The organism is Rhodococcus quanlei (assembly GCF_055231015.1).
Window position 1 is genome coordinate 50,815 of record NZ_JBUYWD010000005.1, and the last position, 13,505, is coordinate 64,319.

General features: G+C 65.2%; 12 protein-coding genes. 10 read left to right on the forward strand and 2 right to left on the reverse strand.

Annotation, left to right across the window (positions count from 1 at the left end; genetic code table 11):
• Positions 1-123: 123 nt before the first annotated feature.
• Entirely contained in the window at positions 124-2,796 is a 2,673-nt protein-coding gene (locus ACZI8Q_RS03320) for an ABC transporter ATP-binding protein/permease (protein ID WP_463372075.1), read from the forward strand.
• Positions 2,793-4,562 (forward strand): ABC transporter ATP-binding protein, encoded by a 1,770-nt coding sequence (locus ACZI8Q_RS03325; protein ID WP_463372076.1) that lies wholly within the window; start codon positions 2,793-2,795, stop codon positions 4,560-4,562. The genes ACZI8Q_RS03320 and ACZI8Q_RS03325 overlap by 4 nt, the downstream gene beginning before the upstream one ends.
• Here the strand turns inward: ACZI8Q_RS03325 and ACZI8Q_RS03330 are convergent.
• Positions 4,546-4,752, reverse strand: a complete 207-nt coding sequence (locus tag ACZI8Q_RS03330) for a hypothetical protein (RefSeq protein ID WP_463372077.1) — start codon at positions 4,750-4,752, stop codon at positions 4,546-4,548. The two genes, ACZI8Q_RS03325 and ACZI8Q_RS03330, sit on opposite strands and share 17 nt — an antisense overlap.
• Before the next feature lie 35 nt (positions 4,753-4,787).
• On the opposite strand from ACZI8Q_RS03330, the gene ACZI8Q_RS03335 reads away from it, so the two are divergent.
• From ACZI8Q_RS03335 to ACZI8Q_RS03370, 8 genes are all read left to right on the forward strand, one after another.
• Positions 4,788-6,509 carry a sulfatase-like hydrolase/transferase gene (locus tag ACZI8Q_RS03335; protein ID WP_463372078.1) on the forward strand — a complete coding sequence of 574 codons (1,722 nt, stop codon included), beginning with the start codon at positions 4,788-4,790 and terminating at the stop codon, positions 6,507-6,509.
• Between the two features lie 87 nt (positions 6,510-6,596).
• A complete protein-coding gene (locus tag ACZI8Q_RS03340; protein WP_463372079.1) occupies positions 6,597-7,439 on the forward strand; it encodes an ABC transporter ATP-binding protein in 843 nt (280 codons plus the stop codon).
• Positions 7,436-8,269, forward strand: coding sequence for an ABC transporter permease (locus tag ACZI8Q_RS03345; protein ID WP_463372080.1), 834 nt, complete (start codon positions 7,436-7,438; stop codon positions 8,267-8,269). Before ACZI8Q_RS03340 ends, ACZI8Q_RS03345 begins: the two co-directional genes overlap by 4 nt.
• Positions 8,248-9,432, forward strand: a complete 1,185-nt coding sequence (locus ACZI8Q_RS03350; protein WP_463372081.1) for a sensor histidine kinase — start codon at positions 8,248-8,250, stop codon at positions 9,430-9,432. The genes ACZI8Q_RS03345 and ACZI8Q_RS03350 overlap by 22 nt, the downstream gene beginning before the upstream one ends.
• Positions 9,429-10,064, forward strand: coding sequence for a response regulator (locus ACZI8Q_RS03355; RefSeq protein WP_463372082.1), 636 nt, complete (start codon positions 9,429-9,431; stop codon positions 10,062-10,064). Before ACZI8Q_RS03350 ends, ACZI8Q_RS03355 begins: the two co-directional genes overlap by 4 nt.
• Positions 10,065-10,120: 56 nt before the next feature.
• Entirely contained in the window at positions 10,121-10,525 is a 405-nt protein-coding gene (locus ACZI8Q_RS03360; RefSeq protein ID WP_463372083.1) for a hypothetical protein, read from the forward strand.
• 158 nt (positions 10,526-10,683) lie between these two features.
• Entirely contained in the window at positions 10,684-11,091 is a 408-nt protein-coding gene (locus ACZI8Q_RS03365) for a hypothetical protein (RefSeq protein WP_463372084.1), read from the forward strand.
• A gap of 134 nt (positions 11,092-11,225) precedes the next feature.
• Positions 11,226-12,842 (forward strand): hypothetical protein, encoded by a 1,617-nt coding sequence (locus tag ACZI8Q_RS03370; protein ID WP_463372230.1) that lies wholly within the window; start codon positions 11,226-11,228, stop codon positions 12,840-12,842.
• Here the strand turns inward: ACZI8Q_RS03370 and ACZI8Q_RS03375 are convergent.
• Complete coding sequence (locus tag ACZI8Q_RS03375) at positions 12,802-13,335, reverse strand: hypothetical protein (RefSeq protein ID WP_463372085.1); 534 nt, start codon at positions 13,333-13,335, stop codon at positions 12,802-12,804. The genes ACZI8Q_RS03370 and ACZI8Q_RS03375 overlap by 41 nt on opposite strands.
• Positions 13,336-13,505: the final 170 nt, after the last annotated feature.

Consider the following 13,505-nt stretch of genomic DNA (forward strand, 5'->3'; position numbering starts at 1 on the left):
CCGCCGACTAAGTGTAGGCTCACCGAAGAAAATGGTGGGGATCCCGGCTCGGTGGGTTGATGGGCGTCCCGTTCACGGCGTGGTGGACAACACCGGAGACAGTCGATCGAAGGGCCTACAACCATGGCACGCAGAGGTTTTCAAGGCGCGATGCTCCGCAGTATGGGCGCCCAATACCATACTGCGACGGTGGTCTCCACCGAACAGACCACGCCGAACATGCAGCGTGTGTGGTTGACGTCGGACACGCTGCTCGAGGACATCACCGTCGGACCCACCGATTGGCTGCGCATCTGGTTTCCCGATCCGGACGGCTCCGACACGGAATTCCAGCGCGGATACACCATTGCCGAGGTCGATCCCGAATCCGGACGGTTCGCGATCGACTTCGTCCTGCACGAGCCGAGTGGACCCGCATCGACGTGGGCTCTTCGGGTGAGCGGCGGCGAAACGATCGAGGTGACGTCCTTCGGCTCCAAGGGGTTCACGGTTGCCGACGAACTCCCCACGGGCTACCTGCTGATCGGTGATTCCGCCTCGATCCCCGCAATCAATTCCATCCTCGCCGTGATACCACCCACCGTGGATATCGAGCTGTATCTCGAAAAGCACGACGAGAACGATCTGCTCATACCCCTCACCGAGCACCCACGAGTGCGAGTGCACTGGGTGCCGCGCACCTCGGAAACTGCACTGGCCGACGCACTCGAGGCTCGCGACTGGTCGAACTGGTACGCGTGGGTGGGCCCGGAGTCGAAATCGCTCAAACACATTCGCGCGCGACTCAAGGACGAGTTCGGCTTCCCCAAATCCGAGATGTACGTGCAGGCCTACTGGGTGCACGGGCGGGCGATGGGCAAGCAACGCGACGGTGCGGAGCCGGGCCAAACGGAGTCGAGCGGTGCCGATTCGAGCAGTGCCATGCCTGCGGCGACGGCGACCACGACCACCGAAACGACCACTGTGCTGCCCGCCGAGGCCAAGTCCGAGGCCAAGGTCGGGGCCCCGGTCAGGGACACCCCGGCCGCCGCCCAACAGGCTCCCGCACCGGGAAGCTGGCGCTCGCAGGCCGGTGGCCGACTGCTCGCACCGCTGCGTACCAAGCTGTGGATCGCCGGGGTACTGCAATTTCTTGTCACCCTCGTTCAGCTCGCACCGTACGTGGTGCTGGTGGAGCTGGCGCGGAACCTGCTGGCAGGCAGTGAGACCTCGACCCTGTGGACGCTCGGTCTGTGGGCGGTGGGCCTGTTGGCTGCCGGTGCCCTGCTGGAAACCGTTCTGCAACTGTGGCTGCACACCGTGGACGCACGTTTCAGCCGGCAGTTGCGAGCACGCCTGTTGACGAAGCTGGCCCGGCTGCCGCTGGGCTGGTTCACCAAACGCAGTTCGGGTCAGGTCAACACCCTCATCTCCACGGACACACTGTCGTTGCACTATTTGGTCACGCACGCCGTCACCGATGCGGTGGCAGCGGTCGTCGCGCCCATCGCTGTGCTCGGCTACCTGTTCTGGGTGGACTGGCGCCTGGGCCTCGTGCTGCTCGTTCCTGTTCTCGCCTACATCCTCATCATGGCGACGATGCTGGCGCAGTCCGGACCGAAGATCATGCAGGCACAGCGATGGAACGAGCGGATGAGCGCCGAGGCGACCTCCTACCTCGACGGTCAGCCTGTGATTCGCGTCTTCGGCGGTTCCGCCGCGTCGCCGTTCCGGCGCAGCCTGGACGAGTACGTCCATTTCCTCGACGAATGGCAACGACCCTTCGTCAACAAGAAGTCCGCAATGGACCTCGCCACCCGTCCTGCCACCTTCCTGTGGCTCATCGCGGTCGTGGGGACGGCACTGGTGGCGGGCGGTTCGCTCGACCCGGTGGATCTGTTGCCGTTCCTGTTCCTGGGCACCACATTCGGTGCCCGCCTCCTCGGAATCGGTTACGGCATGTCCGGTCTGCGCGGCGGGAACATCGCGGCACGCAACATCCAGGTGGCGCTCGACGAGAGCGAACTGGCCGTACAGGCGGCCGCCGCGTCCTCGTCGGCAAACCCGGGCAGCGTCGAATTCGATGCTGTGACGTTCGGGTACCGGCCCGGCGTTCCCGTCGTCGAGAACGTCTCGCTCACACTCGAACCCGGCACGGTGACGGCGCTGGTCGGACCATCCGGTGCGGGGAAGTCGACACTTGCCGCGCTGCTGGCGCGATTCCACGACCTGGACTCGGGGACGATCCGCGTCGGCGGCCGTGACATCACGACCCTCACTCCGGACGAGCTGTATGCGCAGGTCGGCTTCGTTTTCCAAGACGCCCAACTCGTGCAGGGGACGGTGCGGGAGAACATCGCCCTCGCCGTACCCGACGCGTCCGAGGAGGCCGTCGAACGGGCTGCGCGCGATGCGCAGATCCACGATCGCATCCTGGCATTGCCGCAGGGATACGAGACGGTGCTCGGAGCAGGCAGCACCCTCTCCGGTGGTGAGCGGCAACGCCTGACCATCGCCCGGGCGATGCTTGCGGACACCCCGGTTCTGATTCTCGACGAGGCCACCGCGTTCGCCGACCCGGAGTCGGAATACCTGGTGCAGCAGGCCCTCGACCGGCTCGCAATCGGACGAACCGTCCTGATCATCGCGCACCGTCTGCGCACCATCACGGACGTCGACCGAATCGTCGTCCTCGAAGGCGGTCAGGTGAGTCAATCCGGCACCCATGACGAACTTCTCGCCTCCGACGGGCGGTACCGGCAGTTGTGGGATGCCGGCATCGTCACCCCCACCGATATCAAGGAGCCCGTCCGATGATCCGCACCTTGCTGAGCCTGCTCCCGGACGAGCACCGCGAACGGGTGACCGGGTATCTCGCGCTGGCGATCGGATCGACCCTCCTGCGTGCTGCCGGGGTAGTGCTGATCGTGCCGTTGGTTTCGGCACTGTTCGGTGACGACCCGTCCGGGGCGTGGCCCTGGGTGGCGGCCCTGACGGGTGTTGTCGTGGCCGGGTGGATTGTGGATTCCATTGCCTCACGGCTCGGCTTCGACCTCGGCTTCGCCATCCTCGAACACGCACAGCGCGACGTGTCGGCACAGGTGGCACGCACCCCGCTGCGCTGGTTCACCGAGGACAACTCGGCCACCGCACGCCGAGCGATCGCCACCACGGGACCCGATCTGGTGGGACTCGTCGGGTACCTGGTGGCTCCGATGATCCAGGGGGTGCTTCTGCCGATCGCGATCGGTCTGGCATTGATCCCCATCGTCTGGCAGCTCGGAGTCCTGGCACTGGTCGCGGTGCCGCTTCTGCTCGGGGCGCTCTGGGCCACGGAACGTATGACCCGTCGCGCCAACGAGGTCGCTGCCGAGTCCAACAGCGCCCTCACCGAGCGAGTGCTCGAGTTCGCTCGAACACAGGCCGCATTGCGGGCCGCCCGCCGGGTCGAGCCGGCTCGCAGTCACGCGGGTGCAGCCCTCGAAGCGCAGCACGGTGCAACGATCCGGTTGTTGGCGCTGCACGTTCCGGGACAAGTGCTGTTCAGCATTGCCACCCAGGTGGTGCTGTTGCTGCTCGCCGGAACCACCACCTGGCTTGCCGTGCGGTCGACGATCGGTGTCCCCGAGGCCATTGCGCTCATCGTCGTCGTCGTCCGCTACCTCGAGCCCTTCGCCGCGATCGGTGATCTGGCACCGGCCACCGCGGCGACTCGCGGTGCGCTGAGGGACATTCGTTCGGTCCTCGAAGCACCGGGTTCGGTGAGCGGAACCGACGACGTGCGCAGCGACGTGGAGGATTCGGCGGCGGTCGAGTTGCGCAGCGTTCACTTCGATTACGGCAACACGGATGCGGACGCGGAACCATCTGCGAAGACAACGGTTTTCGACGGCCTCGATGTCGTGTTCGAAGCCGGGAAAACCACCGCCGTCGTCGGCCCCTCCGGTTCGGGGAAGAGCACACTGCTCGCGCTGGTGGCCGGGCTGGAGGAACAGACGGCGGGCACAGTCTGCATCGGCGGGGTCGATCAGGGCACGCTCGATCCGTCGCAGCGCCCCGCCGGTACCAGCGTCGTGTTCCAGCAGCCGTACCTGTTCGCCGGGACCATTCGGGACAACGTTCTCGCCGGAAACCCCGAAGCCACCGGAGACGAACTCGATTCGGCGTTGCGGCTCGCGCGGGTGGAGGAGTTCGCGACACGTCTTCCCGAGGGCCTCGAGACGGTCGTCGGCGAGGCCGGTGCGACCCTGTCCGGTGGCGAACGTCAACGTGTGTCGATCGCCCGCGCTCTGCTGAAACCGTCGTCGGTGCTGCTCGTCGACGAGGGGACCAGCGCACTCGACACGGAGAACGAGGCGGCGGTGGTCACCGCGATCACCGACGACCCCCGCAATCGCACCCGTATCGTGGTGACACACCGGCTGTCGACCATCGCGGGCGCAGACCGAGTGCTGTTCCTCGACGGCGGACGCATCGTCGAGGACGGTTCCGTCAGTGAGTTGTTGGCAGCGGAGGGACGGTTCGCCGACTTCTGGCGCCACCAGAACGATGCAGCGGGGTGGCGGATCAGCGCCCGTCAGTGAGGTTCTGGCCGCCGGAACCGGCAACGCCGCCGTTCCGGTCGTGGTGCGCCTCGACGATCGGGTCATCGGTCTCGAGCTGCATATGTCCTCGCCACCGCACATAAACGTGAGCGGTGCCCGCGCGTTCGTCCGGCTGAGGGAAACCGTCATTCCGGGCCACCGCACGTCCGCCCACCGTTAGGCTCGACATCGAGATCCAGAGAACGTTCGGCAGAAGGGCCGACCATGGAATCGTCGTTCGAACCGCGCTCCCGCTCTGCTCACCTCGTCGGCGGCAACGCCGAGACCGCGGCCGGAACGGTCCCTCGCAGGAGCTTCATCGGCGGGGCCGGACTGCTTCTCGCCGCGGGCGCCGCGGCGGTCGGGCCTGGATATTCGGCAGTCGCCGGTGCGAGTCCCCGCGCATCTGCAGGTATCGGTGGTGGCCGAATCCGTAAGCGGCCCAACATCGTCGTCATCATGACCGACCAGGAACGCCATCCCATGTTCTGGCCGGAGGGGTGGTCGGCTCAGCACCTCCCGAATCGGCAACGGCTCGCCGACACCGGCCTGACCTTCACGTACGGTTGCTGCAATTCCACGATGTGCTCGCCCAGCCGGAGCACCACGTTCACCGGTCTCTACCCTGCCCAGCACGGTGTCACTCGCACGCTCACCACCGGCGGCACGCTGTCGCCGTTCGAGCCGGTGCTCTCGCCGGACACCCAGAACATGGCCAAACTGCTCGCTGCCGCCGGATACAACGTGCACTACCGCGGAAAATGGCATATGAGCAAGGGGGCCACCGGCGCTGATCCCAGCACCGCCGACATCGAAGGATTCGGGTTCCACGGTTGGCAACCCCCCGAGGCCGGGCAAGACATCGAGCCGAAGAACTTCGGCGGCGGCTACGCCAACCGCGACACCCAGTACGCGAAAGAGGCCGTCGACTTCATCAACACCGTGCCGACCGGCGACGACAAGCCCTTCGCGCTGGTCATCAGCTACGCCAACCCGCACGACATCCTCGCCTACCCGCGCACCTGGAACCAGGCATCGCCCGACGGCCGCAACAATTACGGTGCCGACGCGCCGGGATGCTTTCGGTTGGGTATCGACCTGCCGCCCACCTACGGCGAGGTGCTCGCCCTCAACCACAAGCCGCGGCCGCAGGTGCAGTCGAAGGTGTTGCTCGCCGGCGGCCTCGGCCCGCTCCCCACCCGCGAGAAGGCCCTTGAATACGTCAACTTCTACGCCTACGTGCAGAAAGTGGTCGACCGGCATATCGGTTCCGTCATAGATGCGATCGACCGCAACGGCTACCGCGAGAACACGGTGATCGTCCGGGTGGCCGACCACGGTGAGATGGGCTTGTCGCACGGCGGCCTGCGTCAGAAGGTGTTCAACGTGTACGAGGAGACGATGCGGGTGCCGATCGTGGTGAGCAACCCGGTGCTCTTCCCCGAGGCCGTGTCCACGACTGCGTTGGCCGGTCTCGTGGATCTGATGCCGACTCTCGCGACGATCGCCGATGTGCCGGCCGGTGCCCGCGAAGGATTCGACTTCCGTGGTGCGGACCTGTCGCCCGCCATCGACGACGCCGCGGCCAACCCATCAGCGCCCGGCGTCTCGGTGCAGGACACGTTGCATTACACGTTCGACGACGACAACGTCGCCGTACCGGATGGTCAGAACATCGTCACCGCCCCCAACCACATCCGGTGCATCCGCGACCACCGGTGGAAGTTCGCGATGTACTACGACCCGCGATGGCAGGTGCCTCCGCAGTACGAGATGTACGACTTGGTGGCCGACCCACTCGAGGAACACAACCTGGGCGATCCGCTCGATGCCGGCTACTTTCGTCTGGACAGGTTCCTCGAACTGCACGCAAAGCTGATCGAGGTGATGGCGCAGAAGGGGACGACTCCTCTGGGGATGCCGGCGAGGCCCCCGATCCCGTCGTGACGTGATAGCTGTCCACCGTTCGGTGGACAGCACGAGTCCACCGAACGGGCGTCGCGGACACGGGCTAAGTGCGGCGACGCTTCATGTATGACAAATGTGATCGAGGTTCGAGAACTACGTAAGAGTTATCGAGGCACCAAGGCCGTCGCAGATGTCGACCTGATTGTCGAGCGGGGTGAAGTATTCGCCCTACTCGGGCCCAACGGGGCGGGCAAGACGACCACCGTGGAGATCCTCGAGGGACACCGTCGACGTGACGGCGGCGAAGCGAGCGTGCTGGGGTCCGATCCCGGCACCGCCGGTAGGCAGTGGCGAGCCCGCATCGGCATCGTCTTGCAGAGTGCCACCGATGCCGGCGACCTGAATGTCGGCGAAATCGTCCGGCACTTCGCCCGCTACTACCCGAACCCGCGCGACCCGGACGAGGTGATCGAGTCCTGCGGGCTGTCGGGCAAGTCCGGCGCCCGAGTGCGCACCCTGTCCGGAGGGCAGCGCCGACGGCTGGACGTGGCGCTCGGCATCGTCGGAAATCCGGAGCTGGTCTTCCTCGACGAGCCGACCACCGGTTTCGACCCCGAGGCACGGCAGCAGTTCTGGTCGCTGATCCGCCGCCTCTCGCACGGCGGCACCACCGTTCTGCTTACCACCCACTACCTCGAAGAAGCCGAGGTTCTTGCCGATCGGTTGGCGGTGATCGCGGGAGGTTCGATCGTCGCACGGGGCGCGCCGCAGACTCTGTGTGGCCGTGCAGAAGCGCTGGCCACTGTCAGCTGGGTCGACGACCACGGGCCGCATGAGGTCGAAACACCAACTCCCACCGCGCTTGTTGCCGAGCTGACGGCCGAACGTCCAGGCGAGCTCGACGAACTGCGCGTCACCCGTCCCTCCCTCGAGGACATCTACCTCGGTTTGATCGGAGCACGCTCATGAGTGTCATCACCGAACCGGCTCGGGACGTCCGCCTGCCGTCCACGGCCGGCATGGGACTCGCGCGCGGCGCCATCGAACTGAAGCAGTTCTTCCGGGACCGGCAGGCCGTGGTCATGGTCTTTTCGTTCCCGGCGTTCATCCTGTTTCTCCTGGGCTCCATCTTCGCCGACAGGTTCGAACTGTTGAATGTGAACGAAGCGCAGGTCTTCGCCGCAGGCATGATCGCGTTCGGGGTCGTCTCGACGGCCTTCATGACGATGGGTGTCAGCATTTGCGTCGACCGCGAAGACGGCACCTTGAAGCGGCTGCGCGGGACACCGGTCACCGCGACTGCGTATTTCGTCGGGAAGCTGATCCTCGTGGCGGTCGCCACCCTCGCCGAGGTCACGCTACTGCTCGCGGTCGGCGTGCTGGCGTTCGACATGCCCCTCCCGGCAGAGCCGGTCGAATGGCTGACGTTCGGATGGGTGCTCGCTCTGGCGGTGATCGCCTGCACTCTGCTCGGAATTGCCGCGAGCTCCACCGTGAAGTCGGCCCGCAGTGCGCCCGCCGTGCTGTATGGGCCGGTGATTGCGCTGCAGTTCATGTCCGGGATCTTCGTTGTCCCGATCACGACGCTTCCGTCGTGGATGATCGGTGTGGGATCGCTCTTTCCGGTGAAATGGATGGGGCAGGGGTTCCGGGGGGTGTTTCTACCCGATGGGGCGGCAGCTCAGGAGGCGGCAGGATCATGGGAGTACGCAATGGTGGCGACCGTCCTGATCTCGTGGTGCCTGATCGGGTTGGTGCTGAGTCTGAAGACGTTCCGGTGGTCCGGGGCGCCGCGGTAGAAGGCGACACCGAGCTCGGTTCGTTCTGGCTGTGGGACCTGTACTGCATCGCGGCCTTCACCGTCGGTGCGGTCGCCGCCCTCCTTCTCGGTGACAGCGCGTTACCGGAGCGTATCGGCGCGGCGGTCGTCGTTCTGGGCATGGTCGGGTGGTATCTGGGGTTCGGACGTCGGCGTGTGCGGTGGACGGGGGAGCATCGCGAATGGACCTTCGTCGCCGCCCTGGCCTTGCTGTTCGGGATCGCGATCTTCCTCGAACCGGCGACCATGTTGACGCTTCCCGCGATGTATCCGCTGCTGTTCATGGCGATTCCGTTGTTGCCTGCCGCTGCAGCCGCGATACTCGTGAGCCTGCTGCCGCTGGTCGCCGTGCTGGTACGTGAGGGCACCGACTCACCGAACCTCGGCGTCGCCACCGGTGTCACCGCGCTGGCCGTGGTCATCTCACCGTTGATCGGCATCTGGATCACGAAGATGAGCAGGCAGAGTACCGAAAGAGCCCGCTTGCTCGACGAACTGAGGGCGAGCCGAGCCGAGGTGTCGCGGTTGTCCCGCGATGCCGGTGTGGCGTCGGAACGCGAACGGCTCGCGCGCGAAATCCACGACACCCTCGCGCAGGGATTCATCAGCATCGTGGCGCTCGCACAAGCGATGGAATCGGAGATCGAATCCGATCACGACGCACTGCGTCGGCACGTGCGACTTGTCGGCGAGACTGCGCGGGAGAATCTGGCGGAGGCCCGCGCCATGGTGGCTGCCTCGGCACCGTCGACACTCGGTGCGGGATCCCTGGCGGACGCCATCGAACGACTCGGCGAGCGATTCGAATGGGAAACGTCTGTCGCGATGACGATTTCGATTCCGGATCCGGCCCCCAGGCTCTCCACGCCCACGGAGGTGGTGATCGTGCGCGCTACCCAGGAATCACTGGCAAACGTGCGTAAGCACGCATCGGCGTCCACCGTGTCCGTGATGTTGGAAGACCGCCGTGAATCGGTGCGACTGGTCATCAGCGACGACGGAATCGGGTTCGACCCCGACCGCTCGCAGGCGGGTTTCGGGATCCGCGGCATGCATGAGCGCGCCGCGCAGGTCGGCGGAACCCTGACGATCGGGCCTGGGGCGGCGTGCGGGACGACGGTGAAGATGGAGATACCGACATGAGCATCCCCGAAAGCATCAGCGTGGTGTTGGTCGACGACCACCCTGTCGTCCGCGAAGGGTTACGCGGAATGCTGAACGCGGAAAGCGATCTGAAGGTGATCGGCGAGGCCGATTCCGGTGCCGAGGCGGTGGTTTTGGTCGCACGGTTGGTGCCGGATGTGGTGCTGATGGACCTGCGTATGCCCGGAGTCGACGGCGTCGCGGCGACCGAGCAGATCCTCGCCGGCACGCCGAACTGCAAGGTGGTCGTGGTGACCACCTACGAGACGGACGCAGACATTCTGCGCGCCGTGGAAGCGGGCGCTTCGGGGTACCTGCTCAAGGACTCGACGAGAGCCGAACTCGCAGACGCCGTTCGAGCCACCGCACGGGGTGAAACGGTGCTGACTCCGTCGGTGGCGGTCCGTCTGGCACGCCGGGCACGTGGGCCGATCCGGCCGAAGCTCTCCGACCGCGAAATCGACGTGTTGTCGCTGGTGGCAAAGGGTTTGACCAACGCCGCCATCGGCCGCGAACTGCACATCGGCGAAGCAACCGTGAAAACCCACCTGATCAGGGCTTTCGGGAAACTCGACGTCACCGACCGCACCGCCGCGGTCACCGCCGCTATGGCGAGTGGGCTTCTGCCGTAGGCGAAGGTCCCGGCAACAGCCGATCCGATAGGGTCGCTGCTGTGAAAAATCGAATCATGTCCAGAATTGTCGGGGGCGCCGTTGTGGGCGGTGCAACGCTGGTAGGGCTCGTTATGGGTTCGGGTGTCGCCCAGGCCGAGATCGAGCCGGGACACTACGTCGCGCAGCAGTTGGCGGGTGGGATTCTTCCGTACCCCGAATCGAACGTCACCGTCGTCGGTAATCGGTGGCATCAGGACGTCTACGGTTCCGTACCGGGGAACCCGACAGGAGTGCCGATTACGCCGACCCCGGACGGTGGAATCGTCTCGCTTGGCTCCGACCCCGTTAGTCAATGGTTTACGCGTTTTGAACTCCACAAGACGCCCACAGGCTACTTCGGCCCCATGTTCATGTACGGCATCCCGATAGGCGATTTGGTACTGACAGAGACTCCTCGTCTCGCCAATCAGCCTGCGTAACGAACTACCGCTGTAACGGTCACGAACTCGAATGGGTTCGTGACCGCTCGCTTTTCGGTTTGCGTTCGGCCTCAAGGTGTGCGGACAAGTGTTGAACAGGCCGACTGGGTTGGGGTGATGGCTGACCGGATAGGGTCACTGCTGTGAAAAATCGAATCATGTCCAGAATTGTCGGGGGCGCCGTTGTGGGCGGTGCAACGCTGGTAGGGCTCGTTATGGGCTCGGGTGTCGCGCAGGCTGAGATCGAGCCGGGACACTACGTCGGGCAACAGATGATGTACGGGTTCCTTCCGTTTCCCGAAATGAACGTCACCATCATCGACAACGAGTTCCGTGCGGACGCCTACGGTCTCGGACCGGTGGGCGCAAGTGGAGTGCCGATTATACCGACGCCGGACGGCGGAATCGTCGCAATGGGGGGAACCCATCCTGTCGGCCAATGGTTTCTGCGCTATGAACTCCACAAGACGCCCACAGGATACTTCGGCACCATGTTTCAATATGGAATCCCGGTGGGGGACTTCATACTGACAGATACCCCGCGCATGGCCAACCAGCCTCGGTAACGACCACCACTGCAAACGGCCACGAACTCGAACGGGTTCGTGGCCGTTTGCCTGTCCGTCCCACGCCTTCGGCGAAATCCGGCAAACCACAGTTACATCCTCGCGTGTTATGTAACATCCGGTCGGTGAGCAGTATGCACCGCCGCAGAATCCGTACGTACTCGCTGGTGGCAGCGGCCGTCATGGTGACGGGATTCCTGCCTGCGCACGCACTCGCCGCACCCGGGCACGGTCGACCCGCAGGGTGCGTGCCGTTCGGCACCGCGCAGTTGCCTCCCGGTGCGCCATCCGTCGGCGGTACGGCAGGGTTCGCGAACTTGCCCGAGTTCACCGGCACCAACGCCCCCGCGTCCGTCGAGTTGCGTACTGTGTCGACCCAGTTCAACCGGTTCTGGGAGTTCGCGCTGGTGGGCTCGGACCTGCTTGCCCGCCCCCGGCATTCCGACGAGGCCTGGCGCTACGTACCGATGCCCGAGTGTCTACGCGGCCAGTTGACCGCCATCTCACTCGACGACGACGAACTCGTGGCCGTCGACCACAACGGCTGGATCTACACCATGGACAACGCTTCCCAGTTCCCGCTGCTGTGGAACTGGACCTCTGGATGGGGAGCGATGCTGTGGACAGGCGGCGGTCACCGTCTTCCCGAGACCACCGATACGGGGTGGGCGCTGAGTGTGGCGTCCCCGTGGGACAACCAGACGTTCACCGATATCGCCGGACGCGTGCATCAGAGCGGTCTCGCGAAGATGACGATGATTCCGGTGCTGACCGGAGACGGCAGCCGGATCACCTACCTGGACCCATGGCTCCCCAACGACTACAGCTACGAGATCGGCAGCCCGCTCGGTGGCCGGTTCCAGGCGACCTCGCTGTCCGCGTCCGCATCGACGACGTTCGTGATGAACAAGTTCGGTGACATGTACACCCGCACTTTCGATTTCGACTCCTCCGGATCGGACTCGGTGTTCTTCCGCTACAGCTGGCAGGACCAGTCCAGTAAGCCCAGTGCACCGGGCATCGCCATGGAGATGCTCGACCGCAACACCGCAGCGATCCAGTTGCCCGCGCCGGGATGGACGCACCAGCCCAAGGTGCCCGGCGAGATCACCTCCGTCATCAGCATTCACTCCACCGGCCCCGGCCCGGAAGTGCGCGAGTTACGGGTGGAAGGCACCCGCGACGGCGAGACCGGCTACTGGCACAAGCCCATCGCAGCCCCACGGTGGGAGTTCACACCCACAGGTGCCGCGCCGCTGGAGAATCCGAGCGAGGATCGTTCCACCGACACCCTCGCCCCACCTGCGCCGTGGAACCTGTCGGCACCGTTGCCGGCGCGCGACACCCTCGTGGACGGCCAGTTGCTCGTCGACATCGGACTCCCGTACAGCGTGGTCGACCCGCGCCTGCTCGACCAGATCGGACTGACGGCGCGGCCGTCCGGATACACCCTGGAAGTGCAGCACTTCGACCCGGCTGTCACTACCCGCGATGCCACGGTGACCACCCCGGACGGCACCCGAATCCCCGTCATTCTGCACACGGCGGACGGAATGCGGATGGCCCCGCGTGGCCCCGGACTCGACTCCGAGCCACGTCACCTGATCGGTGCCATCGCAATCCCGGACGATGCTTACGCCACACGTGGATCCGATTCCGCGCTAGACGCCTACGTCCGCGATTGGATGCGAGGCAAGCAGATCGCCCCGATCACGCTGAGCGCAACCGATCACGATCTGGTGGTGCGCTGACGAGGATGCGCTCGCGGTAGCAGCGCAAGGCGGCGATGATCGCGAGCACTGCGGTGAGACCGGCGCAGATGATTCGAACGGCCTGACCGACCTGGAATTCGGTGGCAGCCCGCTCGATCTCGGCCAGTGTTTGAGTCTCGCGCTCATCGAACAGAACTGTGGCACGGGGCCACAGGTACAGAATCGACAGCAGGAACTGGCCACCGAGCAGCGACGCGAACGAACCGATGATCCACCCTCGGGCGAGCCGCGCCCACACGGCCACGACCAGGGCGATCAATGCGGTCAGGGCGAGGATTCCCCCGAGGGGACGCATGACGTGCCCGACCGACACAACGCTCATGAACCTTTCGGTCAGGGCGAGCGAATCGGGTATGTCACTGAAGATGTTCGGATACAGCAGCACGGTCTCGGCGCCAGCTACGGCGAACAGAATGGCCGCCACACCTGCGTAGAAGGTGAACACTGTCGTCGCGATCGAAGTTCTCGTCATGGCTCGGCCCTTCGTCCCATAAGCTCGTGAAACCGACCGTAATCACGTTGTCGCGAAACCGAATCAGGCGTGAACCCCCATTCGTTCGAAGGGCGCGGTCGGGGTGTTCCCTGAGTTGCGAACGACCGTGCCGGGATGAGGGTTGCGCGCCGAGGGACGTCGGCGCAACG